Source organism: Bifidobacterium sp. LH_449 (assembly GCF_056356755.1).
This window is the reverse complement of record NZ_JBKEUV010000011.1, coordinates 70188-93054: the sequence shown is the minus strand read 5'-3', so window position 1 is coordinate 93054 and position 22867 is coordinate 70188. Positions and strand designations below refer to the sequence as shown.

General features: G+C 64.6%; 24 protein-coding genes. 15 read left to right on the top strand and 9 right to left on the bottom strand.

What is annotated here, in order from left to right; genetic code table 11:
- The 8 genes from AC1AX7_RS08680 to AC1AX7_RS08645 form a co-directional block, all read left to right on the top strand.
- Positions 1–529 (top strand): MFS transporter (locus AC1AX7_RS08680; RefSeq protein WP_476509686.1); only part of this gene is annotated, 529 nt, incomplete at its 5' end.
- 263 nt (positions 530–792) lie between these two features.
- Positions 793–2448 (top strand): ATP-binding cassette domain-containing protein, encoded by a 1656-nt coding sequence (locus AC1AX7_RS08675; RefSeq protein ID WP_476509685.1) that lies wholly within the window; start codon positions 793–795, stop codon positions 2446–2448.
- Positions 2449–2791: 343 nt separating this feature from the next.
- The gene (locus tag AC1AX7_RS08670; RefSeq protein WP_476509684.1) at positions 2792–3526 is read left to right on the top strand and encodes a VanZ family protein; all 735 of its coding nucleotides are present in this window, start codon (positions 2792–2794) and stop codon (positions 3524–3526) included.
- On the top strand, positions 3523–4803 hold the full coding sequence (locus AC1AX7_RS08665; protein WP_476509683.1) for a sensor histidine kinase: 1281 nt from the start codon (positions 3523–3525) through the stop codon (positions 4801–4803). Before AC1AX7_RS08670 ends, AC1AX7_RS08665 begins: the two co-directional genes overlap by 4 nt.
- A gap of 53 nt (positions 4804–4856) precedes the next feature.
- The gene (locus tag AC1AX7_RS08660; RefSeq protein ID WP_476509682.1) at positions 4857–5480 is read left to right on the top strand and encodes a response regulator transcription factor; all 624 of its coding nucleotides are present in this window, start codon (positions 4857–4859) and stop codon (positions 5478–5480) included.
- A 272-nt stretch (positions 5481–5752) separates the two neighbouring features.
- A complete protein-coding gene (locus AC1AX7_RS08655; RefSeq protein WP_476509681.1) occupies positions 5753–6013 on the top strand; it encodes a hypothetical protein in 261 nt (86 codons plus the stop codon).
- A gap of 539 nt (positions 6014–6552) precedes the next feature.
- Positions 6553–7218: an AAA family ATPase gene (locus tag AC1AX7_RS08650; RefSeq protein ID WP_476509680.1), complete on the top strand. Its 666-nt coding sequence runs from the start codon at positions 6553–6555 to the stop codon at positions 7216–7218.
- 4 nt (positions 7219–7222) lie between these two features.
- Complete coding sequence (locus AC1AX7_RS08645) at positions 7223–7849, top strand: hypothetical protein (RefSeq protein ID WP_476509679.1); 627 nt, start codon at positions 7223–7225, stop codon at positions 7847–7849.
- Between the two features lie 432 nt (positions 7850–8281).
- On the opposite strand, the gene AC1AX7_RS08640 is transcribed toward AC1AX7_RS08645, so the two are convergent.
- Positions 8282–8731, bottom strand: coding sequence for a Panacea domain-containing protein (locus tag AC1AX7_RS08640; RefSeq protein WP_476509678.1), 450 nt, complete (start codon positions 8729–8731; stop codon positions 8282–8284).
- Between the two features lie 48 nt (positions 8732–8779).
- On the opposite strand from AC1AX7_RS08640, the gene AC1AX7_RS08635 reads away from it, so the two are divergent.
- Positions 8780–9889, top strand: a complete 1110-nt coding sequence (locus AC1AX7_RS08635) for a RelA/SpoT domain-containing protein (RefSeq protein ID WP_476509677.1) — start codon at positions 8780–8782, stop codon at positions 9887–9889.
- 121 nt (positions 9890–10010) lie between these two features.
- Here AC1AX7_RS08635 and AC1AX7_RS08630 read toward each other — a convergent pair whose 3' ends face one another.
- From AC1AX7_RS08630 to AC1AX7_RS08620, 3 genes are all read right to left on the bottom strand, one after another.
- Complete coding sequence (locus AC1AX7_RS08630; protein WP_476509676.1) at positions 10011–10181, bottom strand: hypothetical protein; 171 nt, start codon at positions 10179–10181, stop codon at positions 10011–10013.
- Positions 10182–10259: 78 nt separating this feature from the next.
- Positions 10260–12116 (bottom strand): ATP-binding cassette domain-containing protein, encoded by a 1857-nt coding sequence (locus AC1AX7_RS08625; protein ID WP_476509675.1) that lies wholly within the window; start codon positions 12114–12116, stop codon positions 10260–10262.
- Positions 12117–12529: 413 nt separating this feature from the next.
- Positions 12530–13783, bottom strand: a complete 1254-nt coding sequence (locus tag AC1AX7_RS08620) for an MFS transporter (RefSeq protein WP_476509674.1) — start codon at positions 13781–13783, stop codon at positions 12530–12532.
- A gap of 287 nt (positions 13784–14070) precedes the next feature.
- Between AC1AX7_RS08620 and AC1AX7_RS08615 the strand changes: the two genes are divergently transcribed.
- Complete coding sequence (locus AC1AX7_RS08615) at positions 14071–14532, top strand: hypothetical protein (protein WP_476509673.1); 462 nt, start codon at positions 14071–14073, stop codon at positions 14530–14532.
- Between the two features lie 169 nt (positions 14533–14701).
- Here the strand turns inward: AC1AX7_RS08615 and AC1AX7_RS08610 are convergent, their stop codons facing one another.
- Positions 14702–15367: a response regulator gene (locus AC1AX7_RS08610; RefSeq protein WP_476509672.1), complete on the bottom strand. Its 666-nt coding sequence runs from the start codon at positions 15365–15367 to the stop codon at positions 14702–14704.
- Positions 15364–16683, bottom strand: coding sequence for a sensor histidine kinase (locus AC1AX7_RS08605; protein ID WP_476509671.1), 1320 nt, complete (start codon positions 16681–16683; stop codon positions 15364–15366). The genes AC1AX7_RS08610 and AC1AX7_RS08605 overlap by 4 nt, the downstream gene beginning before the upstream one ends.
- A 256-nt stretch (positions 16684–16939) precedes the next feature.
- Here AC1AX7_RS08605 and AC1AX7_RS08600 point away from each other — a divergent pair, with 256 nt between their 5' ends.
- The gene (locus AC1AX7_RS08600; protein WP_476509670.1) at positions 16940–17428 is read left to right on the top strand and encodes a hypothetical protein; all 489 of its coding nucleotides are present in this window, start codon (positions 16940–16942) and stop codon (positions 17426–17428) included.
- A gap of 235 nt (positions 17429–17663) precedes the next feature.
- Here AC1AX7_RS08600 and AC1AX7_RS08595 read toward each other — a convergent pair whose 3' ends face one another.
- The 3 genes from AC1AX7_RS08595 to AC1AX7_RS08585 all read right to left on the bottom strand — a co-directional run bounded on the left by AC1AX7_RS08595 (position 17664) and on the right by AC1AX7_RS08585 (position 19132).
- Positions 17664–17960, bottom strand: coding sequence for a type II toxin-antitoxin system RelE/ParE family toxin (locus tag AC1AX7_RS08595; RefSeq protein ID WP_476509669.1), 297 nt, complete (start codon positions 17958–17960; stop codon positions 17664–17666).
- 1 nt (position 17961) lies between these two features.
- Positions 17962–18231, bottom strand: coding sequence for a type II toxin-antitoxin system RelB/DinJ family antitoxin (locus AC1AX7_RS08590; RefSeq protein ID WP_476509668.1), 270 nt, complete (start codon positions 18229–18231; stop codon positions 17962–17964).
- Between the two features lie 100 nt (positions 18232–18331).
- Positions 18332–19132 (bottom strand): helix-turn-helix domain-containing protein, encoded by an 801-nt coding sequence (locus tag AC1AX7_RS08585; protein WP_476509667.1) that lies wholly within the window; start codon positions 19130–19132, stop codon positions 18332–18334.
- Positions 19133–19491: 359 nt separating this feature from the next.
- Between AC1AX7_RS08585 and AC1AX7_RS08580 the strand changes: the two genes are divergently transcribed.
- The 4 genes from AC1AX7_RS08580 to AC1AX7_RS08565 all read left to right on the top strand — a co-directional run bounded on the left by AC1AX7_RS08580 (position 19492) and on the right by AC1AX7_RS08565 (position 22603).
- Entirely contained in the window at positions 19492–20511 is a 1020-nt protein-coding gene (locus AC1AX7_RS08580) for a hypothetical protein (RefSeq protein ID WP_476509666.1), read from the top strand.
- A 59-nt stretch (positions 20512–20570) separates the two neighbouring features.
- On the top strand, positions 20571–21155 hold the full coding sequence (locus AC1AX7_RS08575) for a class II glutamine amidotransferase (RefSeq protein ID WP_476509665.1): 585 nt from the start codon (positions 20571–20573) through the stop codon (positions 21153–21155).
- A gap of 602 nt (positions 21156–21757) precedes the next feature.
- On the top strand, positions 21758–22258 hold the full coding sequence (locus tag AC1AX7_RS08570) for a hypothetical protein (RefSeq protein ID WP_476509664.1): 501 nt from the start codon (positions 21758–21760) through the stop codon (positions 22256–22258).
- A gap of 195 nt (positions 22259–22453) precedes the next feature.
- Positions 22454–22603 (top strand): hypothetical protein, encoded by a 150-nt coding sequence (locus tag AC1AX7_RS08565; protein WP_476509663.1) that lies wholly within the window; start codon positions 22454–22456, stop codon positions 22601–22603.
- Positions 22604–22867 lie beyond the last annotated feature (264 nt).

Below are 22867 nucleotides of genomic sequence, written 5' to 3'. Positions count from 1 at the left end.
GTGGCATTTCGTTGTATGGTCGTTGTTCATGACGCAGGGCCCTGTCGCCATGCAGGATCGTTATGACTCGCCGTGGGCGTGGGGCCTTATCCAATCGATATTCTCGGTGGGTTCGATAATCGGCTCGCTCGTCACGGTCCCGGATCGGTTCCGGACGGCAAAGGTGTGTTTGCTGTCCCTTCTGCCGTTTTGCCTGATTCCCGTAGGAATGTCCTTCGGCGCGCCTCTATGGATGCTGTATGCGTTGGTCGCGTTCGGAAGCCTGACGATTGCCGCGGCCTCGGTGCGATGGTCCACCGCGCTCCAGCGGGATGTCCCCGGTAGGCACTTGGCGGGTGTGTTCGCTTTCGATTACGTGTTCAGCGAGGGGATCAGTCCCGTGGGTTTCATCCTGATGCCGATGCTTTGCCCGGATTCCGGTTCCGCCGCGACGTATGCTGTTGTCTGTTCCACAGCTGCGATTCTTGTGGCCCTGTCCATGGGCGGGAAAGCGTTATTGGGCTACGAAAAGGGAGCCGATGGCGACTGAGAGGGGAGACGCTGCGGTCTCCATCGGGACTGGGGAGCGGCTCCGGCGACGTCGAAGGAAACGTGCGGTCGTGTCGTCCGATCCGATGATGCTGCAGGTGCTGCGGGAGAGGCTGCGGGACGCGCCGGCGTCGTGACCTTTCCTGCCGCTGACCGTTCGCCGTCGTTCCCGCGGCGTGTCGGCGGACGTCGTATCGGCCGGTCTGTTATGTTTCGGTAATGGCGTGCTGGTGGTGCGCTTCGTGGAGTCGATGGGGGATTGCGATGATAGTGAGGCTGTTTTCGGTCGGGCGTGCGCGGGTGGCGTTGTTCCTTGCGTTGTCGATCGTGCTGGGGGCGTTGATCTCGGCTGACGCGTTCGTGCTCCAGTGGCTGATCGACGCGGTCCAGAACGGTGAGTGGGCGCGGTTCCGCCTGTGCGCCGTCCTGGCCGTCGTGATTCTCGTCGTGCAGTCCGTGGTGTATTGGGGCAGGCAGACGTACAGCGAACGCATGTCGTATCTCATGCTCGGCCGTCTGCGCCAGCGGATGTTCGACGGGATATCGGCGATGCCTCTGACCCGGATGAAGGACCTGTCGGCGGACCGGCTTTTCTCCCAGATGACCTCGCAGCTGGAACAGGTGAAGGCCGATCTGATCGACGTGCTGCTTTACGGCACGGTCCTCGCCTCGCAGGTCGCGTTCGCGGTCGTCAGCATCCTTGCCATCAATCCCGTCCTGGGGGCGTTCGCGCTGTTGCTGTGCCTTCCCATGGCGCTGGTGCCCGTGGCGTCGAAGCGTCGTGTGCGGGACGCCCGCAACGCGCTCGTCGACGCGCAGAACGAACTGAACGACGGCATGGGGGATCTGCTGCGGGGCATGCCGGACTGGAGGCTCATGCGCAGGGAGCGGCTCGTCCGCGCGTATTTCACGCGGCGGAACCGCGGATGGCTCGGCAAGGCCTACCGCGACGCCGACACGCAGATGGGCGTGGACGCGGTCACCAACGCGTTGAGCCGTGTCCTGATCTTCGGCATCTGGCTGGCCGGCGGGCTGCTGATCATGCAGGGCACGATGCGGATCTCCCAGGTGGTCGCCCTGTACGCGCTGATCGGCAACATCTCCGTGCCCATGTTCCAGCTCTCCGGACTGGTGGCCCAGTATCACGCGGGTCGCGAGACCCTGCTCCGGCTCGAGGGCGACCTGTCCGTACGGCCGTCCCGGACCCCCGCGCCGATGGCGCCGTCGCCGGCGTCCGGTCCGGCAGGCGCCGCACGTGACGGCATCCGGTTCACGGGCGTACGGCTGCACCGTGTCGGGCGTCCGTTCGATCTCGGTCTCGACCTGTCGGGGCGGTATGTGGTGGAAGGGCCATCCGGCGGCGGCAAGTCCTCGCTGCTGCGCGCGCTTGTCGGGCTGGACGACGACTACGACGGCTCGATCGCCATCGGCGGCGTCGACGCGCGTTCGGGGGAGCGGCGCGTTGCGGCCCGCATCGGCTACCTGTCCCAGCAGAGCCATATCTTCCGGGGCAGCGTCCGTGAGAACGTCCGCATGTTCGACGCGTCCATCAGGGACGCTGCCGTGATGGACGCGCTGAGGCGCGCCCAGCTGGGCGATTGGGCGGACGCGCGCGGGCTTGACAGGCAGGTGGACGACAGCCTGAACCTCCTGTCCGGAGGGGAGCGGCAGCGTCTGCTCATCGCGCGGACACTGGCGCAGGGCTACCGTTTCTGCCTGCTGGACGAATTCGACACGGGGCTGGACAACGACACGGTTGATCTGATCGAGCGCGTCCTGCTGGAGAGCTTCGACGGTTTCGTCGCCGTGACGCACAGGCCCGGGCATGCGCTGTCCTCGCGGGCCACGGCCGTCATCACCATGGGGGACAACACCCTGGCCGGCGTGGAGACGCATGACCCCGCGGCCGCGCGCTCCTGACATGGGGACGTCGGGTCCGCCGTGACGGGAGAGAAACCAGTCGTGGTTTCCCCGTTCCGCGGCCTTCCAGCAGTATTCCAGGTCGTGCGTGATGGTCAGGACCGTCCGTCCGGCGGCGTGCGGCTGGTTGACGTAGTCGATGAACAGGTGATTCGTTCGTGGTCCAGAAGCCGCGGCGTGACCTGATCCCGGGAACTCTGTCCGTTCGTATGAGGCCGTACAGCCTTGCCGCACGGGTCGTCGCCATACAATGCGTCTGGTGCCGCGTTCCGTCCGTGCCATTTTGAAGCGGAGGGCCGGGTCGGTCGTGGGATGCCGAAGACGATCGGCGGGATGCGTGCATATGACTATCGGCTGTTCGGAAGGTGTCGTGATGGGTGGCAGACATGGGATGAGCGGGGTCTCTCGCAGGGTCGGCCGGCATGGGGCGATCGGCGTCGTGCGGGCGCGTCATACGCCGGTCAGGCTGGTCGCGTCCCTGGCGTGTGGCGGTTTCGCGTATTGGGTGTACGCGCACGTGGCGTGGGCGTATCTCCTGTCGATGACGCGTGGGGCGTTGGAGTCCGATCCGGTTTTGGGGGTCGGGATGGCCGTGGCGGTCGTGTCGGTTGCCGTGGCGGTGTGCTATTGGGATCTGGGGGTGTTCGGTTCGGGGGTTCCGAAGGCGGCGGGCGATGCGCAGGCGGTGGTGTACTGCGTGCTGCTGGCCGGGGCCGTGATGGGCAAGAGCGTGGGGGTGCGTGGCGTGAACTGGGATGTCGCGGCGATCGTGGACGAGCTCGTGCCGCTTTCCCCGACGCTGGTTCTGAACGTGCTGCTTTTCGTCCCGGTGGGCATGATGCTGACCGATGCGTTGAGGGAATCGCCGTGGGCCCATGTCGGGGTGGCGGCCGTGCTGCTGTCGGCTGAGGCGTTGCAGTATGCGCTGTCTCTCGGCGTGTGCGATGTCGACGACGTCCTGGTGAATTACTGCGGGGTGTTATGCGGCGTGGCGGCGGCGTCGTGGCTGCGCGCGCATGTGTGCGTGCTTCGCTGCGACGGCGGCCGTTACGTGGTCCGCAGGGTGGTCCGGGCGTGATGCGGCGTCTTGTCGATGTGATGAGGCGGCGTGCGGTGTTGTGCCTGCCGTCGTGGCTGTGCGCGGCGTGGCTGGCCGGGGACTGGGCGTGGCGGGTCGGGGTCTGGTCGTGGCGGGCGGGGGCGCATGTACTGCCGGACGTCCCGGTGGCGGCGATGGCGGTCCTGCTTGTCGTCCTTCCCTGCGCCCCTGTCGCGGTGTCCCTGGTCGTCGTGGCGTGCGGGGTCCTTTTCGTGGCGTTGCCGGTTCCCGGGCCGGACGTGAACTGGCTGTCGTCCGTGCCGGTCTGTCTGGCGTTGGCGGTGCTCGGGCATCGATGGCGGTCGGCGCGGTCCGTGGCGGCGGCGCTCGTTCTCGGATGCCTGCCAGGGCTCCTGGGGGCCGTGTCGGGGTTCGGGCCGCTGTCCGAGGCCGCGTCTTCCGTGCAGACGTGCGCGATGTGGTGGTGCGTCGGCGCGATGGCGGGCAGGGCCGGGGACGCCGAACGCGCCGGGGCGGTGCTGGCCGAACGGTCCCGGCAGCGGGAGCATCGGCTGCGGATGCTGGGGCTGCTGCACGATTCGCTGGCCAACGACCTCGTCGGCGCGCTGTTGCGCTGCCGCGCCGTCGTCTCCCGCCGGGACGTCGACGTCACGACGCTGGCGGAGATGCGCGAGGTCGGGGACATTCTGGAACGGAGCCTGACGCGGCTGCGGGAGGACGTCCTCGCTCCGGAGCGCGCCCTGCTTGACGGGGGCGCGGGCCCCGTCGGCGCTGGACCGGAAGGCGCCGCGGACGATGGGGCCGTTCCGACGTCCGGCCCGTGCCTGTCGGCGACGGTGGCGGAGTTGGACCGGTGGCTGGAATCGCGGGGGTGGAAGGGCCTGGTGCGTGTGACCGGGGACCTCTCGGACATCGACGCGGCGTCGGTGCGGCTGGCCGAGCGGTGCGTCCGGGAACTGGGCGTGAACATGCTGAAGCACGGCAGTCCCGGGGCGTTCGCGTTGGAGGTCGACGTCGACGGGGACCGCATACGCGTGTTCGCCTCCAATCCCGTTGCACGCGGTCCCGCCGGCCGCGATGCCGTCGGGCGCGGTTCCGTTCCGGCGACGGACGGGCGCGGCGGCGCTTGCGGACCATGCCCGGAGTCGGTCCTGTCGTCGGACTGCGGGCTGGCGCTGCTTCGTCGGGAGCTGGACCGGCGCGGCGGATCGCTGCGGTGGGCGGACGAGTCCGGGGAATGGACCGTGTACGCGGTCATACCATGCGGCGCGTCGGCGAAGGGGGAGGGATGCTGAGGGAAGGACGGCCTGTCGGGCCGCGTCGTCATGCGGAGTCCGAAGGGTCGGGGATGGTCGCGCCGTCTCCTGTCACCGTCGGCATCGTCGACAACGACCCTGTGGTGGCAAAGGCCCTGGCCGCGATGTTCGAAGATGCGCCGACGCCGGTCCATGTGCTGTGGAGCGTGTGTTCGGCCCGGGAGGTGTTGCTGTGTTGCGGATCGCCGGATATGGTGCCCGACGTGCTGCTGGCCGACGTGTCGATGCCCGGGATGGGAGGGATCGAACTGGCCCGGCGTGTGCGTGAGGGGCATCCGGGCGTCCGCGTCGTGGCGGTGACCGCGTTCGGGACCGACGCCGTCGGTGGCGTTCCTCGGGATTCGGGCGTGGCGGCGGTGCTGCGCAAGGAGGCCACGCTGCAGGAGTACGTCAGGGCCGTCGCCGCGGCCGCGGGACGCGACGATCTGTCCGGGTGGAGGGAGCGGTCGTGGTCGTTCGCGCGCATGATGCTGACCGAGACCGAGGTGGCGGTGCTGCGGGAATACCTGCGGGGCCGCACCACGGCGGCCACGGCGCGTCTGCTGCACATGTCCGAGGGGACAGTGAAGACCCATATGAACCATGCCTACAGGAAGATGGGCGTGCACAACCGGGCCGAGGCCATCCGTGTCTGCGTGCGCGAACGCATCCTGTGACGGCGTCGGACTCCCCGTTCCCACGACCCGGACGGCGCCGTTTCCCGCATGACGTTGCCGGGCGCGGACCGAATACCGCAACGGCAGGGGCGTGGGAACGGGCCGGCAGGGGGCAATCGTCGGGTTTCCCGTAGAACCGACGTCTTGGTTCGTGGGGCGTCATGGGATCCGTGACAGGACGTAGTCGATGTCCACCGTCCCCTCAGCATCGGGAGTGATCCCGGCATCATAGGCGTCGGCACTCTGTCCGATGTCCGGCGTGACGCCGATGGATGCCGGCGTTCGCGCTGTTCCTCGCCATCACCGTGGACTACACCACCTGGCAGGACTATCTGGACGGCGTGCCCGAGCTCATCGTGCAGTCGGGCGCGTCGTTCCGCGCCTATCTGCTGTCCAGACTGTGGGTCTACGAGGCGGCGTCCACGGTCTTCCTCGCCATATCACTGCTGGCGGCGTATGGAATCCTCCATGAACAGCATGCCGTTCCCTGTGGGAAACGATTCGAGCCGGCCCGCGGTGTTGAGGCACGTTGATCCGCCGTACGCTTATTCCGGTACACCATGCGGCTTCCCGCCGTGTAAGCGGTGTCTGATTCGTCTTGCGGCCATGCTCTTATTGGAATGGGACTCTTTCTCATCGGGAACGGCTCGCTTATGGCGAGATTCTCAATATGATTCTTCCATTGAGAATCATCGTAATGTCCTGACGAGGGTTTCGATGAAGATTGCCCGCCTGGCCGTTATGCATCCCTGCCGTGGTCTGGTTCCCGTCGATCTGTTGTACAAAAACGGGAAGCGTTGCCCGTCTTTCAGGAGTTATAGAAACCGAATCAGCTTATTCGCTGATGATTCGAAGCGTTAGCGATCATGTCGGCGGCGGGCCCGGAACGCACCTCACATGGAACGTGTATGTAGCTGCATGCGCCGGATCCCGATAAGCGACCAGGACGGTATAGTATTCAACGCGCGTTGAAAAAAGGAAATGTTTTTATGTTGGAAAACGACATGCCGGGTGTCAACGCAAGAGTGGTTCCCATATAATCGGATATGTCCGCTGCAAGGAAAGGAAGCCAATGCCGCAGAACACCATCATCGTCACGGTCGCGATCATCAAGGGCGGTTCGGGGAAAACCACCACGGCCATGTCCCTGGCCGGGCTTCTCGCTCGCCGAGGCGAGACCGTCACGGTCCTGGATTCCGACAACACCGGCGGCGCCACCATGTGGGAGCAGTACGTCGCATTGGAAGACGAGCGTCTCCGCGACGAGGACGAGGCCGCAGGCAAGCCCCACAAGCCGTACACACTCGGCTTTGACGTCATCCAGACCAACGAGGCCGTATTGAACAGTCCGGAGCTGCTGCGCCGCAAATACTCCGGATGGGTCATCATCGACACGCCACCGTCCGACGCCGGCGTCGTGCAGGCGGCCATCCGGGCCGCCGACGTGGTGGTCATCCCGTGCCAGCCCAGCATCAGCGATCTGACGCATGCCGGCAAGACATACGCCGCGACCCCCAACGGCATCGTGCTCCTGACCCGCGTGAAGCCGCGCACGATTCTCGCGCAGAACGCCATCGCGCAGCTGGATGAGGAAGGCATCGCACGATTCGAGACGTACATCAGCGAACGAGAGGCGATCAAGAACCTGTACGGCACGAACGCCGTCGACAACAAGGAATATTCGAGCGTCCTGCAGGAACTGCTCGATTACGTGCGCGACAACGGCAAGGAGGTCTGAGACCATGGTGAAGAACGCACGCAGGAACGCCTTCGCGGTCGGCCTGTCCGACAGGCGCGACATGTCGGTCAGGGCGCTTGACGCGTCGGCCGCCGACGTGCCGGCAACGGACGCCGGGAACATGACGGACGGCATACGGTCAGGGGAGCGCCGTCGGGAGGCGGCCACGGAAGGGTCCTCCGCGACCGCCGTCGCAGCGGAGGCCGATGCTTCCATCGCCCCGTCGGGGAACACGACGGGCACCGTCCCGACAGCGCAGTCCGATGCCGTGACCGCGCTGCTCAACGATCCAGCGGTGGCATCCAACCCGATGGTGCTGCAGGTGCTGCGGGAGAGGCTGCGGGACGCGCCGGCGTCGCCTCGTCCGGAACCCGGCACGAAGGAACAGGCGGACGAGGACGTGCGCAGGCTGCGTGAAATGGCGTACAGGCAGCACCGTCTCGGGGTGGACATCACGGAGGAGAACTGGCTCGCCATCCGGGACCTGTCGTATCGTACCGGACTGAAGCAGAAGGTCATCGTGAACGCCCTGCTGGAATACGTGATTCGCGACAACCACCTGGACGTCATCAAACCCTACGTCGACAGGTACCTGCAGCTGGACGAACAGCGACGGAAACAGCGGGACTGATCCACCGACGGCATCATGCCCGTTCCCTGTCGACGGATGCCGTGTTGTTTTGGGCGGTTCCGCCTGTGCGCCGTCCTGGCCGGCGTCGGCGAAGATCGTTCCGGGTCTGTCTCCGGCGTGGTGGCGGCGCATGAATTCGATCTTGAACGTCTTGGAGTAGGTGATACGCCGGGCGGTGACGGCCTCGACCGCGCCGAGCGCGGCGAGGCGTTCCCGTTCGGCGGGAATGAACATTCCGTTTTTCATGTCGCGGGCTCCTTTCATGCCCGCCGGCCGTGGTTCCGTTTCCGGTTTATTCCCGGTTACGGAACATGTGTGCGGAATGTGGGATACCCTTCAAAAGGGACGAGCTGCGGTTCGGTTTCTGTTTGCACAACAATGTGTTGGGGCGGCCGATTTTTCTGAACACTCCAACAACAAGAAGAGTGTTCTCTACGGGAGGACTGGATGCTCAGAATAAAATTCGCGCATCGATTGCTTGGTTATGAGACCGGTGCAAGCTGCTGCCGGAGCCAAATCACCCCGCACGGTTTTCCAAGGCAGTTCACTGTGGGTCCGTGAACTCAGTTCGTTGCCGGTCAGCGAGCCGAGTTCATCGCATACGGCGTCAATCACGCGTCGCTCTTCATTGGTGAAGACGCTATCAACGTTCGATACGGTCAACTCGCCGGGGCGAATCAGAAACATGCCGCGATGCCGTGCAAACAATTCACGGCATACGGGTCCACCTCGCCATGCCTGGAAGTCTTCCTGAAAAAGAGGATATCCACGATGCGCAAGAAACTCCGCTTGAACATAGAACACGAGCTTTTGCAATTTCATGGTTGTCATAGTCCCGCATCGTTGCAAAACATATGCGGCGACATCTACCACGGTAGCCATGGCACCCTCCTTTCTTTAATCGGAAGCATTTTACTATACTGTGCGGATATGGGTACCTTTGGCGAAAACGTCTCCATTAGCCGTAATAGGGCCAATCAGGCCGGAAAGACTTTACGGGCTGCGGCACATGGCGGAAGTTTTACTGATGAACAATATTCTGAAGCCATTGAGGTCGCTCAGGCATGGAGATCCCAACACGTAGAAGCAACGCAGCGGTGTTTCTCCACTGTCCTGGCACGAACGTCGGGTTCTGGGAATTATGTTTGTACATACCGGTTGAAGCGGTTGGACTCGATTATTCGCAAGCTGCAGAGAGCCAATACGCATCTTAAGCTGGGAGAACTTGATGACATTGGAGGATGCCGTGTGATCGCGGAGAATATTGATCAGGTTAGGTATGTCGCCAAGATCCTCAAAGACATTATTCCGTTGAAAAACAGCGGTGGCGAGAAAGACTACATTGCTTCCCCGCAGCGGTCTGGCTATAGATCGCATCATCTATTAGCGAAAATCAATACCGATGGCGGGTCGTATCAAGTGGAGATACAGCTTCGTACACAACTGCAACATTGCTGGTCAACCGCAGTCGAGGCGGCCGGGGAAATCTATGGAACCGAGTATAAAAGTCCGGAAATTCGTAGGTCGTCGACAGGCGTCGATGCGGAACGCATAGTATTTTTCCAGATAGTGTCGAGTCTGTTTGCTCTGGAGGAAGATGCTCCGCAAGTTCCAGAATTTGAACGGACGTATGATATCTTGGTTGATGATTTGCGATCCCTTGACTGCACAGTACCGTTATTGGATGATTTGCAGGCATCCGTCTCTAATGTATTTTTCCTTCAACCGAAGTTTTCAGAGGAAAACAACAATCTGTTTCTTCTTAAATTCTCGAGAGATGATCAATTCCTCGATATTGAGTCGTTCCCTGAATCCAGATTGAATAGGGCGCTGGAACGGTATAACTGTTACGAGAACAGGATCGAGACACATAATGTCGACGGTTTCGCGATGAAAGATGAAAACTTCTACGACAACGTGGTATTGGTCTACGCGAACAATTTTGAACAATTGGAAATCGCGTACCCGAATTATTCGACCAATGTGGAAAAGTTTGTTGAAAAAGTTCGTAGCTATTTAGGGAGTCCTTTAAGTCGATAGCGCTTGTTGACCCATGGGGAACATCGCGTCCGCCGTGACGGGAAGGGAACCGATCGTGCCCCCTCCCGTCACGCAAAACTGACATAATCTACATTATCGGCGATTACGGCTTCCGTCGCCTTCAACGGTTTCGGGACGGGAGCCCGGAAACCATGTCGTCATGTCCGCGGCCCGGCGTGGCGATGCTGGTGAACGTCCCGTAGTCGGGCACGTCGGCGAGCATGACGTCCTCGACGACGTGCCGGTCGTCGAGGACGACGACCCGTTCCGCGGTCTTCCAGCAGTATTCCAAGTCGTGCGTGATGGTCAGGATCGTCCGTCCTGCGGCGTGCAGCTGGTTGACGTAGTCGATGAAAGCCCTAGCATGGCATTATCGGGGTGCATCAGGGTCTTGACATTCATCGGCTTGGGAAGCGGTTTCTTCATGTTTCTGGTCACCTCTGTTCTCGTGTTCTTGGAATGAGAACAGTTCGGCGAACCGCGTGCCTTCGCGCCTGAGTTGCTCGTAGGTGCCTGTTTCGACGATTCGCCCGTGGTCGAACACGTAGATCCGGTCCATGTCCCGCAGAGTCCATACCCGGTGGGAGACCACTATGGTGATGTAGTCCTTCGCGCTGTTGCGCAGGTCCCTGAAGAGTGATTCCTCTGTCTCGGCGTCGACGTTGCTGGTCGCTTCATCCAGTATGCGAATCGGCGCGTTTCGCAGTTCCAGCCGCGCCAATGCCAGCCGCTGCCATTCGCCACCGGACAGCCCGGCCCCGCCCCACTGGTTGCCCAGCTGCGAATCCAGCCCGTCCGGCAGTCCATCCACGAACCCGTCCGCCCGTGCCTGCTTGAGCGTTTGCCATAGCCTCCGGTCGTCGTCCCGTACCTGCTGATCGCCCATGGACAGGTTGTCGCGCACGGTCAGTTCATACCTGCCGTATTCTTGGGGAACGACCCCGAAGAAGCGATGGCGCTGGCGGTAGGTTGAGCCGGTCAAGTCGATGCCATCGATGCTGAGCGCATCGCACCTGGCGTCGAGCATGCCCAGCAGTCCCTTGACCGTGGTCGTCTTTCCCGCTCCGTTGGCTCCCACGAAAGCCACCATCTCGCCTTTGCGGAGATTGAGGTTTATGCCCGTGACCGTGGGGGCGTCGCTGTTGGGATAGAACACGTCCATGTTGCTCACCGCGATTGATTCGGCGTGCAGCGTCGAGGACTTCGTCTGGGCGTGTTCGGGGGCGTGTACGCCCAGACCCATGAAGCGGCGGAAGGCCGTGACCGCTGTCGACGAGGTCAGCAGCTCGCCGATCGAGTAGCCGACGTTGCTGGTGGCGATGATGCCCGACAGGATTCCGGTCGTGCCGCCCGCGATCATGGATGCGGATGCCCCGGATGTGATCATCGCGGCTAGAGCGCCTGTGAGCAGCGCCACGGAGACGATGCCGGCGGCACCGTCGCTGGCGATCGACAGCGATTCCAATCCGAGTCTCAGGTCCCGATAGTTTCTGCGGTGCCGAGAAGCCCAGTCGGCGACGGTGTCCGACGCGTCGTAGAGCGACAGCTCCTGGGCCGTGCTCTGGTAGGTCAGCATGGATTCCCGGTACTCCGCGGCCCGCTGCGCCGTGGTGATTCCGGGCCAGCGCTTCGCATCCTCCCTTGAATAGAACATCATGGAAACGGTCAACGGCAGCAGAGTCGCCAGTATCAGCAGCGCCGCGACCCAGCTGGTTCGCCAGAGCGTCACGGTTAACGAGCCGCATACGAGCAGGGAGAACAGCGTCGACAGCAGCGATACGGGCTGCATCGGCAGTTTTCCGGAGTCGATCGATTCCCGGGCCTGCCTGCCCAACTCAATCACTTCGGAATCCGCGATCTCGCATGGATCCAACGAGGCGTAGACGTGGTCGATTCGTTCGTGGCAGCGTGCCCCAATCGATATCTGCACCATCCTTTGGATGGTGTACATGATCTGTTGCGCGGCAAGGTAGCCCGCCACGACGATTCCCGTCGCGCAGGCCCAGAGCATCGCCTTGCCTGGGTTTGAGATGTGCGAGACCATGCGGGATACGAACACCGTCTGCGCGCTCGGCACCAGCGATATCAACACCGTGACCAACGTGGCGATGACGGACAGCGCCGGGCAGGTCGAAAACGCGTTGCGCACGCTCCAGCCGCACGAATCAAGCAGGTTCGGCAGACCGGACAAAGCGCGGTTCTTTCTGGTGTTTCCGGGTTTGGCCATCCTTGATACCTCCTAGCGAATGTCATAGGCGGCAGGTCGATTGGCCTGCCAAATCGGTGTGGTCATTGTCCACGACATAAGCCGATTCGGGATCTCCCACGCGGCGGACAAATGACGGGGCGTGATCTCTCGCGGTGCCCGGACATCCTTGACCGGCGCCTGCGCATACGCAAATGAACAGAACCTCATATGGGCACATACATATATACTCAATACGTTTTACATGCATCCGTATCTGTTGTCCAAACATGGGATTTCCGTTGGCTCCGTCCGCATTCGCCGCCATCCGCCCATGTCACGGACGTAGCATGACGCATCACGATCGACGTCGGCGACGCGTCGGACTGTTCGGCACTCCAATCATCCGAATCCGCTCACTCCCGGACAAGATCCGACTGGCATCGCCTTGCTTTCTATAGTGTTACCGTATCCCACATAGTGATGCGCGGGATGTCCTTGATTCTGGAGCATAGGGCGGTGAGAACGCCAAGGGCCGAGAAGACGACGGCCGATGCGATGACGAGCGTGAAGCCGTTGTCCAGCTGAAGCATCGGTCCGACGAAGGCCGGGGTCACCGCGCTTGCGAGACCGACCGATGTCTCGAACACCGCCGAGGCCCTTCCCTGCATGTCCTCCGGGGTCTTGCCGAACAGGAAGCCGTACAGCGCGGCGTTCAACGCCGGCACGGGCAGCCCGACCAACGACGTCATCGCCAATATGCACGGGAACGAGCCGCGGAACAGCAGCGGGACGAAGCACGCCATTATGAACGCCAGGCAAAGAACGATCAGCAGTCCCGTGCGGACCCGGTTGACCAGCCGGATGGCCAGCAGCGAGCCGATCAGCGCGCTGACGCCCATGCCGGTGCTGATCAGACCGATCAGCACCGAACTGGTTCCCGACGCCGCCAGCATGATCTGGGAGCCGGTCACCAGCATGACGAAGGAGACGTTCACGAACGCCCCGACCAGCATGGCCGCCAGGAAAGTCGGCCTGCGGGAGCACCAGCGCCAGCCTTCGTGCAGATGCCTCGCGAAGGCCGGCAGCGGGTTTGCGCGGGGTCCGTTCCGGTCGGATGCGTCGTCCGGGCGATGCGGGGAGGGGGCGCGGATGGACGACGCGGCAACGGCGCTTGTCAGATACGAGAGGGAGGACGCCACGAAGATCGCGGCGCTCGACAGGCTGTACAGCAGACCGCTCACCAGTCCCCCGGAAAGGTCGAGCGCCGCCTCGCGGCTTTCCCTCACCGCCTGGGCGCCCGGAAACAATGTTTCGGGGATCAGCGACTTGAGTATGGCGTCGTTGGAGCCTCCGAGCAGGCCCGTGACCACTCCGAACAGGACGATCAGGACGCAGAGGGCCGCGATGTCCGGTCCCAGCCAAAGCATGAGGGCCGTCGCCAGCGACAGGGCGAAGCCCGCGAAGCCGAGCAGACGCATCATCTTCTTCCTGTCCAGCATATCGACGAGGCCGCCGCCTATCGGGGTGAGCGCCATGACCAGCGTGGATTCGATTGCGGTAAGAACGCCGGCGACGCTTTCCGACCGTGATATCTCGAACGCGATCAGGGGAACCGCGAAGGCCCTCATGCTTTTCGCAAGGGCCTCCGCGGTGTCGGAGACGAACCAGTTCCTGTAATTGCCGATACGCCACAACGAACCGTCCATTCACGTCCTCCGTCTCTTGGAATCGGGCGGCGTATCCGTCCCTGGTCTTTGCCCGTCCGGCCGTCCGTCTGCGGCCTGGTTGACGGCCTCCCGGTCTTCGTCCCGCCATTGAGACGGTACCTCTTCGGAGTGGCCTCGGACTGGCATCCGTCTGGAATATGATCAGGATCCGCCGGACCAAACGGCCCTGTGCTCCCGCCGCATGTATCATCGATGTATGCCTCGCCTCGTGAGGGTGCGGGTCATCGGGAAGTGAGACGTTGGAGACGATTGCTGATTGGGGGAACATGTCCACGCCGGCAAGGAAACGCTCGAAGCTGCTTCTTCTCCTATTGGTTTCCGGTCTTCTGGCGATCGCGTGCTGCGTGCTTTACGTCACGCATGACATGAAGACACAGTCCTCCGCGGATGTGATTCCCAGGAAGGTCTCCATTTCGGATTCGGTGTTGTTCACGAAGGACGTGCTCCTGAAAGGCGTGGAGCATCTCGAAAGGGACCTGAGTCCTTTGCGTGAATGCAGCATCGACGAGATAAAGTATTCCGAGAATCTGGGGACGGACAGGGACGCCGTAAGGAACGTACCTGGCACGCAGGCCGAATATACGGTGTATTACCATTGCGACGAACTCAGTGACGACATATCGTGGCTGTCGCCCAGAGGCTCCTATGAGTTCCATCTGAAATATGATCCAACGCAATCGACGGATCAGAGCGGCTGGGTGACGGTCAGCGGATTCGCCAACGGATGACCGGTATCAGGATCGCCACCGCAGTCCCGAACCGTACCATATTCCCGTTGACGATTTCACCGATCGCCGTTTCGCTCATGTTGATGGTTTTCGCCAAACGGTAGCGGCTGATACCCAGCGGCCGGAGGAATTCCTTATCGAGGATCGCCCCGGCGTGCTGCAGCAGTGGTCATTGGCGGCGTTCGTGCTCGATGAGTTTGGCGATGGCCTGGCCGCGGGTGGCGGCGTCGAGTTTGTCCATGGCTCGTCTGGTGTAGGTCTTGATGGTGTTGGCGCTCAGGCCCGTCAATTCGGATACCTGCCGTGTGGTCAGCCCCCTGGCATACCAGCGCAGGATCTCGGCCTCCCTGATGGACAAGTCCACACGCCCGTTGTGTCGGTCTTCTGCTGCATCGGGCGCTGCGAGCCGTTCGTGCGCCAGGCGGGCGGCACCGAAACCGGCGTCGGGCGCGTCCTCGTGCCACGTCAATCCGTCCGCGACCGCGGTGATGGCGGTCCGGATGCGTCGCAGACTGCGCTTGGCGACGATGCCCTGCGCGCCGGCTTGTGCGGCGTCGCGGGCGTACCGGTCGATCGGGAATGCGGTGATCATGAGGACCGGCATGTTTCCGTCGCGTTCTCGGATGCGGCGGCAGGCCTCGATGCCGGACATGTCGGACAGGGACACGTCCATCAGCAGCACGTCGGGCCTGGTCCGTCCGTCCAGGCACAGGGACACCGCCCGGCGTCCCGACAGGCAGCGCCAGGCCACCGCGTCCCGTCCGAACGCGCCGGCCAGGGAGGAGGACAGCGCGCCCAGAACCAGTTCGTCGTTGTCCACGACGCCGATATTCATAGGACGTCCTCCCGGTCCGGCCCGTGCGCGCCGGCATCCGCGGTCGGGGAGGGCCTTCCGTCGGTCACGGCATCGTCGGTCCCGGCCCCGTCCCCGTCTCTGTCCTGTAACGGCAGATCCGCGTACAGCGTCCATTCCCCGTCCTCCAGGGACGTGTTCAGCGTGCCGCCGAGCGCCCGGATGCGGCGGCGGTGCAGTCCGAGCCCCCTGCCGGAGCGCGCGCGACGGAACCGTCCATGGCCGGCGGCGACATCGGTCTGCACGACGCGAAGCCTGCCGGACCGTGCGGCGACGTCGACGCTGTACGGTTGGTCAGGGTCCGCGTGGGCCGCGATGTTGACGAACAGCTCGTCGACCAGATCACCCGCCTCACGCGACGCCGCCTCACCGACCTGGACGCCCAGCAGTCCATCGACGTCCACGGACACCGTGCCGTCGAAACCGAGCGCGCGGAGGCGCGCGACACCGGCCTTCACCCGTCCGTCGAGCAGATCCGCCATGGAGCCGGATCCCGGGGGCGTCTCGCCGCCGTCGAGCACGTCGATCACCCGATGCACGTTGTCCAGCGTACGCTGCGCGGCCTGGTCGACCCGTTGCCACGCCTCCCGCTCCGCGTCGTCCAGCCCGGGATCCTCCAAGCGCTGTTGGGCGAGGAACGCGATATACGACAAGCCTCCGGCGACCGTGTCGTGCGTGCGCCCGGCCAGCTCGCGATCCCTGCGCATGCGGTCCATGCGACGGCGTGCCTCGTCCAAGCGGGTCTCGCGGTCGCGCAGCAACCCGGACAGTCGGCGGTTCGCGCGCACGAACAGCATCATCAGCCAGTACGCCGCATACACGGCCGCCAGAGCCGCGGCCAGCCATAGCAGCCACGGCCAGCCGGTCACCGACCACACGGCCACCACCACCGAACCCGCGACCGGCACACCGTAGCCGCCGACCAGCGCGTACGCCGTATCGTCGCCGGCCACACGCTCCAGCCAACGCACCCACGCCGGCGACCGCACCGGACCGGTCCGACGTGCGCGACCGCCGAGCACGCCCCGTCCGCGCACGAGACGGATCACATATGCCGAGCGGTTCACGACGAAATACACCACATACGCCGCCATGCACACCGCGGAGACGGCCGCCAGCCACGACGCTCCCGTCCTCGAATACGCGAACCCCGCCGCCAACGCCAACGCGGCCAACGGCAGCGAACGCATGTCGAAACGACGCTCATGCTCCAGGTCCTCGGGATCCAGGAACACGTCGCGCAGAAAGCCACGCACGCCTTGGCTCCCGGGCTCAACGCCACCGTTATCTTTTCCCATGACACACCTCTTGAAACGACATCGTACGCCCGGCGACCGGACCGTCCATACGGCGATCCGGCCGCCATACCCACATCACAGCACAGGCAGCGGCGTTCCGCCGCTTCCTGTCGCCCTCATGGGCGACACGATCGCCAAGGAAATCCACGATCCCGACGGCTGTCACCCATTCGGGTGACCATGACGATCCGGAAACACGTCGGCGACGTAGCGTGAGAGCTGCGACCCGCCCCGGGTCGCAGAGAAGGAATTCATCATGAAAAACAATTCGACACGATTCATCGCGATTCTGGCCGCCGCCGCGACGTTGGCAACGGGAGTGTCGTTTGCTACGACGGCGTCCGCCGCCGAACCCGTGACGTCGCAGGTCGATCTCTCCATGGACGTGACAGACATGACCGACGACATGCTTCTCGGTATTCTTGACCCCGAAATCCGTTCGGCGTTCGATGACCTGTGCACGTCCGGGCTTCTTTCCGGTCAGGAGCGTCATGAGGTCCTCGAACAGCTCGTCGAATCGACGACCGGCCCGCAGACATACAGCAAGGTCAGCGCGATCAAGACAGTGCTGAAGGTCGTCTCGAAGATCTTCAAGGGAGTGAAGTGGCTGGATAAGCTCACCGGGTTCCTGGACAATGTCGAGAATTGGACTGAGGACAAGATCGCCGAATTCCTGGAAGACCAGGGCGTCGATTCGTCCACCGCGCACTCGGTTGCCAAGATCATCGTCGGAATTCTTCTATAACCAATCAACGTCGGGCCGGCTCCAATAGGTGCCGGCCCGATTCTTCCGAATCCGCCGCGCTCATGCGTTCGACATACATCGGCCATGATGAATGCAGCATCCGGGAAAGGCCGAGATGACTGATTGCGGGCAGGGCGGTCCGTGCACTCGGTTCGAGGCGGTTTCATCGAATCGTTCCTGCCGTGTGAAGGCCTGATCGGCTCATTCGAGTCTGATGTCCACTCAGAAGGCCTGGTCATCTTCTTCCGAAGAGCTCGTCGTGGCCGCCCGTGCGCATGAACACGGCGACCCCGTCCCCGCGCATCCAGATCGCGAGCCAGTCGCCGGCGTTGCCGACGTGGCATTCCATAACGCCCGCCAGGTCGCCGGCCAGCATATGAGCCCGATGCCGACGCCGCAACGTTTCCCTTGCGTCGCCCGTATCCGCGAGCACCAGGCGTATGACCTCCTTGAGGTCCGTGAGATCCGCATGGCGTCGCTTCAGGCGCTTCACGTCCCGCTCGAACGCCTTCGTATACTCAGCCCTGAGCATGTCAGATCCCCAGCGACGCGAACATGTCGTCGGCCGTGTCGAATCGAGTCGCCCCCGACGCCACGATACGACGGGCCTCGTTCAACGCATCCACGGTCTCCTCCGGCAGGGGCGAGCAGGACAGGTCGAGCGGGATGCGCCGTTCGCGCACGATCTGCCGATAAAAGGCCCTGGTCACGCTCGACAGGTCGAGACCCAGATCCTCCGCTATAGTGGACGCCTTTCGCTTCGTGTCCTCGTCCACACGGACCGTCACCGACGCCATGGCCATGACTACCTCCCGCTTGTAGCACAATATATATCTATTGTAACACGTTGGCATACTATCGTAATACGCTTTCGATGGCATAGTCTAGTGAGGCGATTCCGCGTCATCGTGGTTCCGGGACTCCGTCCTCCCAGACGGCCGCGCACCCCAGTCCCGCCGCGTGCAGGCGGAGCGCGGCCTGGCGTGCGGCCGCGTTCGCGACCAGCGTGTCCACGTCGTCGCCCAGGCGCCGGTATGGGACCAGCATCAACGCGGGCCGCACCCCGGCCCTGCGCGCCACCTGCGCGCTCTCCTCGGCCACCCCCACGATCCGGTCCGCCTGCGCGTCGACCCGCTCCTGCAGCCGGTCGAGCGCCTCCCACACCACCCGGTCGGCCCGGGGGCCCGTGCCGCTCCGCCATGACTGCAGGCGGCCGCGCGTGACCCCGGCCAAGTCGGCCAGCGTCGACTGCGGCAGGCACAGCAGGTCCATCCGCAGCTTGAGCATCGAAGCGTCCGCCAGCGAGGGATCGCCGGGGTCGGCGCCCGGCCTGGTCACCCCGGCCTCGACCCCGCTCCTGCGCAGTTCGTCCCACGCCAGACGTGTCGCCAGGTTCTCGAAATGCCAGATCATCGCGTCGCCCACGCCGTCCCTGGCGCGGATCCGATAAGGGAGCACGGGCCGGTCCACGCCCGCGGACAGGTCCACCAGCGCCGCGGCCTTCTCCTCCGCCCGACGCCACCTGCGCAGCAGCCGCTCCCACGCGTCCCGGCCCGGCACCCACGCCGCCGGATCCTCCCAATCGGCCACCGCCGCCCTGGAAAAGCCCAGCAGATGGCCCATCACCTGCTGCGACACGTGCAGCATGTCCCGATACATGCGGAAATCCGCCTTCGACCGCGTATCCGTGACCCCGTTGTACATCACGACCTCCAAACACTCGACTAACACAACGTATAGCCACAACTATACAACATGCACAACAACGGGAGTGTCCACCCCACCGGGCCCGTTCCCGGACCCGCCCGCCGGCGGGCCCACTCACGGCCCCCGATCCACACGCCCGTCGTCGTGCGGGCGCGCGGATCGGCAACGGACCGGCCGACCCCACCATGCCCGACCCGCCGCCGCGTCGCAAGAAGGCCGCGTCGGCCGGCGGCATGCCGGCGCGGGGCGCCTACGGCACGCCGCCGACCGCCACGCCGTCCTGCGCCGTGCCCGGCCGGCCGGGCACGCCGTGGCCGTCCGGAAAACGACGAAGACGACATAGGAGCGTGATACCCATGACGGACGAGAACAAGAACACGGGCGACAGGGACGAACTGACGACGGAGGCCGCGCACGCATGCAGATGCGAGGAATGCGGGACCGTCCTGCGCGACGACCGCATCCGCCGATGCGCGGAATGCCGGACCGGCCTGTGCGACGACTGCGTGTGCCCCTGCGCGGAATGCGGCACGGCCGTATGCCATGAATGCCAGAGCTTCTGCGCGCGATGCGGCGAGGGGATGTGCCCCGACTGCGGATACACATGCAGCTGGTGCGACGGCGTCACATGCCCGGAATGCACGCTATGGTGCGACTGCGACAACGCATGGTGCTGCGACGACTGCCGCGACCGGTGCCGCGGATGCAGCGACGTGCGGCACCCCGAATACGACAATCCCTACCGGGGCACGCCCGCCGAACGGCTCGACACGTTCAGCGTCGGCCTCGAAATCGAAATCGACGGCGAACACGACCGCGAACGCATGCAGGAACACGAGCTCATCGCCGGATGGTGCACGGACGGAAGCCTGCACCACGGCGGCCTCGAATACCAGACGCAGCCCATCACATGCGACGACCGCACCATCGACATGCTCACCGGACTTGCGGCGGGCATCCACCGCGCCGACGAAGACAGCGCGGCCGGAGGCCACATGCACATCAGCCGCACCAGTCGCCAGACCCCGAGCCGATGGTACTGGGCCCTCAAGGCGCTCACCCCCGACCAGTGCGACGACCTGAACATGCGACACCACACCGACTGCCGATGGTGCCGGCTCGAACACGGCCTGTACCACGGCAAGGCGACCGCGGTCAACGACGACCACCACCGAACCATCGAACTGCGCACCTTCGGCGCATGGCACGTGGGCACCGCCCACAAGCTCGACCCCGCAATCCGCTGGGCGCACGCCATGTGGAGGCTCTTCCAACACCACCCCGTATACAGCCTGAAACAGGCCGACATCATGGCCTGCTCGCGCACCGCCCACCACGCGGCCATGCCCGCGCCCGCACGGAAAGGAGCACGCTGATGTGCGTCATCTGCACCGCCGACCCCGGCAGCATGCCCTCGCCCACGCAGCTCGCCCGAATGAGCGACACGAACCCCGACGGGGCGGGCATCGCATGGCACGACGGCACCCGCCTGCACCGCTACCGCAACCCGGACAACCACCACACCCTCGCGTTCATCATCCGCAACTGGGAAGCCCTCACGGACATGCCCTGCCTCATCCACTTCAGACTCGCCACCCACGGCGGCGTCCACGTGCGCAACACCCACCCGTTCACGTTCCGAAAAGGCGACCGAAACGGCTACATCGCGCACAACGGCATCGCCCGCCGCCACGTCCACGGACGATACGACAACGACAGCCGCAACGCCATCGACGCATGGCAGGACGGCCACACCGACCTCACCGACGGAAGCCAAGGCCAGTTCGCGCTCATCGACCAAAACGGCGACCTCGAATGGCTCACCCAAGGCCACACCGTCATCCAAGGCGAGAAAGGCCATATCGCCGTCAGCAACCGCCAATGGGACGACCCATACGCCAGCCAATGGGACGACCTGTACGCCCCTTACTACGGCGACGAATGGATAAGCGCCTACGAGGAAGGCTACGCCGACGCCCAAGCCGAACTCACCGGCATCCCCGACTACCAACCCCGCTAAACCACGCGAAAGCGCCGGACACCCGTCCGGCGCGGCCTCCGGCGGCCAGGGGCGCCCGCCCTCCCCTGGACCCCAGGCGCCGGGGACGTTCCCCGGACCCCGACGCCTCCGGCCACCGGCCGATCGGGCCAACGGGAAAAGGACGCCGCCCGAAGGCGGCGCGCCCGCCGGCACGGCCCCAGGAAAAGGACGCCGCCGTTGCCCGCCCCTCAAGTCCGGCGCCGTCCCGCGGACAATGCCGCGGCGACAACGACGCCGGAACGGGACGGACGACGACGGCGACCGTCACACCAGGCCATGCCCGCGGCCGGGCCCCAAGGGCCCCATCATCCGCGCGGCGGCGCCGCCGGCGCAGCCACGCCACCCCGCCCCGTCGGGGCGGCGGGACAAGGAGCGCCCCTGCAGGGGCGCCGCCCATATCGTCCGACCTTCTTCGGACCGCTCCAGACTACGGCCGCCGTCGTTCCCGTCAAGCCCGCCGCACGCGACCCCGACGGGGTCGGGGCGTCGGCCTTGACGTCCGCTCCTTGGGGCCGTGCGCATCCGCTGACCGAACAGGTCGAAAAGAAAAATCAGGACCACGCTCACGCAAGGAGAGACACATGATGAACTGCACCGATACGGGAATCGCCACAACGCTCGCACGCCTGCTCGACGCATGGGACGACGGGACCTTCGCCGACCGGCACGCCGCAGCCCTCGCCCGGCTCATGGACGCCAGGCTGTCGGCCCGCGACGCGTTCCTCGTCCACCTCATCGCCCCGTCCACGCCGCGCGAGGACATCATCGACATGGCGGAGCACCCCCACCGCCCGGACACGGCCGGGAAGATGGACGCCGCCCTCACCCACGCGTTCACGACCGGCGACTACGACCGTCCGCGACTCCACGAATCCGCCGTCACGATCATCGGATACATCGACGGCATCCCGATGGACGTCCCCCGCGCGCAGACCGAGGCGGTCGCCGCCTATCTGCTGTGGTGGTCGGGCGATGCCCCCGCCGCCGTCGCGCACGCCTTCGCGGCCCTCGCCGCGGACGAGACATGCTCGCTCGCCGCAATCGTCCTCACGGCCTTCCATCACGGCATCAACCCGGCATGACGCACCGCCGGCCACGGCACGGCATCGACGCCGGCGACGTGTTCCCCTCCGCCCGTGGCCGGCACCATCATGCCACACGCCCCGACATCGCCGACGGGGCCGCGCGACCCCGGAGGGACCCCGCGCGTCCCCGCCGCCGACGTCGGGCCGCGTGGCCCGAACGCGCCAACCACGAACGGAAAGGAACACACCGCCATGAGCATCAACGACCCCTGGGCACACATCGACGACGACGCCACCGCCACGCCGCAGGACATCGTCAACCACCTGCGCAACACAGGCACGCTGCCGCCACGCACCCGCCTCGCGCCGCCTCCCGTCGATCCATGGGACGGACTCGACTGACCCGCAGCGCCCCGCCGGATCGCTCGAACGGCCGACCAGGGACTCGGAGCCGTGCGGGCGCTGCCGGCGCCCGCAATGACCTTGACCACCGTGAACGAACGTTTGACAGACCGGACACGACTGCGTCCATGGAACGAGGGAAGACTCAATGGCGCGTCATTGCCGTATCGGAGAGGATGAACGGTGGAACGGGCCAGTGCCGATCGGACGCGGACACCGGATTGCCGGCAGATCCTGCTGGACGAATCGGCTTCCGCGGACGGT

Coding starts and splice junctions, on each gene's coding strand:
- AC1AX7_RS08675 (WP_476509685.1), top strand. CDS start 793: ATGATAGTGAGGCTGTTTTCGGTCGGGCGTGCGCGGGTGGCGTTGTTC.
- AC1AX7_RS08670 (WP_476509684.1), top strand. CDS start 2,792: ATGACTATCGGCTGTTCGGAAGGTGTCGTGATGGGTGGCAGACATGGG.
- AC1AX7_RS08660 (WP_476509682.1), top strand. CDS start 4,857: ATGGTCGCGCCGTCTCCTGTCACCGTCGGCATCGTCGACAACGACCCT.
- AC1AX7_RS08655 (WP_476509681.1), top strand. CDS start 5,753: ATGCCGGCGTTCGCGCTGTTCCTCGCCATCACCGTGGACTACACCACC.
- AC1AX7_RS08650 (WP_476509680.1), top strand. CDS start 6,553: ATGCCGCAGAACACCATCATCGTCACGGTCGCGATCATCAAGGGCGGT.
- AC1AX7_RS08645 (WP_476509679.1), top strand. CDS start 7,223: ATGGTGAAGAACGCACGCAGGAACGCCTTCGCGGTCGGCCTGTCCGAC.
- AC1AX7_RS08640 (WP_476509678.1), bottom strand. CDS start 8,731: ATGGCTACCGTGGTAGATGTCGCCGCATATGTTTTGCAACGATGCGGG.
- AC1AX7_RS08635 (WP_476509677.1), top strand. CDS start 8,780: ATGGGTACCTTTGGCGAAAACGTCTCCATTAGCCGTAATAGGGCCAAT.
- AC1AX7_RS08625 (WP_476509675.1), bottom strand. CDS start 12,116: ATGGCCAAACCCGGAAACACCAGAAAGAACCGCGCTTTGTCCGGTCTG.
- AC1AX7_RS08620 (WP_476509674.1), bottom strand. CDS start 13,783: ATGGACGGTTCGTTGTGGCGTATCGGCAATTACAGGAACTGGTTCGTC.
- AC1AX7_RS08615 (WP_476509673.1), top strand. CDS start 14,071: ATGTCCACGCCGGCAAGGAAACGCTCGAAGCTGCTTCTTCTCCTATTG.
- AC1AX7_RS08610 (WP_476509672.1), bottom strand. CDS start 15,367: ATGAATATCGGCGTCGTGGACAACGACGAACTGGTTCTGGGCGCGCTG.
- AC1AX7_RS08605 (WP_476509671.1), bottom strand. CDS start 16,683: ATGGGAAAAGATAACGGTGGCGTTGAGCCCGGGAGCCAAGGCGTGCGT.
- AC1AX7_RS08600 (WP_476509670.1), top strand. CDS start 16,940: ATGAAAAACAATTCGACACGATTCATCGCGATTCTGGCCGCCGCCGCG.
- AC1AX7_RS08595 (WP_476509669.1), bottom strand. CDS start 17,960: ATGCTCAGGGCTGAGTATACGAAGGCGTTCGAGCGGGACGTGAAGCGC.
- AC1AX7_RS08590 (WP_476509668.1), bottom strand. CDS start 18,231: ATGGCCATGGCGTCGGTGACGGTCCGTGTGGACGAGGACACGAAGCGA.
- AC1AX7_RS08585 (WP_476509667.1), bottom strand. CDS start 19,132: ATGTACAACGGGGTCACGGATACGCGGTCGAAGGCGGATTTCCGCATG.
- AC1AX7_RS08580 (WP_476509666.1), top strand. CDS start 19,492: ATGACGGACGAGAACAAGAACACGGGCGACAGGGACGAACTGACGACG.
- AC1AX7_RS08575 (WP_476509665.1), top strand. CDS start 20,571: ATGAGCGACACGAACCCCGACGGGGCGGGCATCGCATGGCACGACGGC.
- AC1AX7_RS08570 (WP_476509664.1), top strand. CDS start 21,758: ATGATGAACTGCACCGATACGGGAATCGCCACAACGCTCGCACGCCTG.
- AC1AX7_RS08565 (WP_476509663.1), top strand. CDS start 22,454: ATGAGCATCAACGACCCCTGGGCACACATCGACGACGACGCCACCGCC.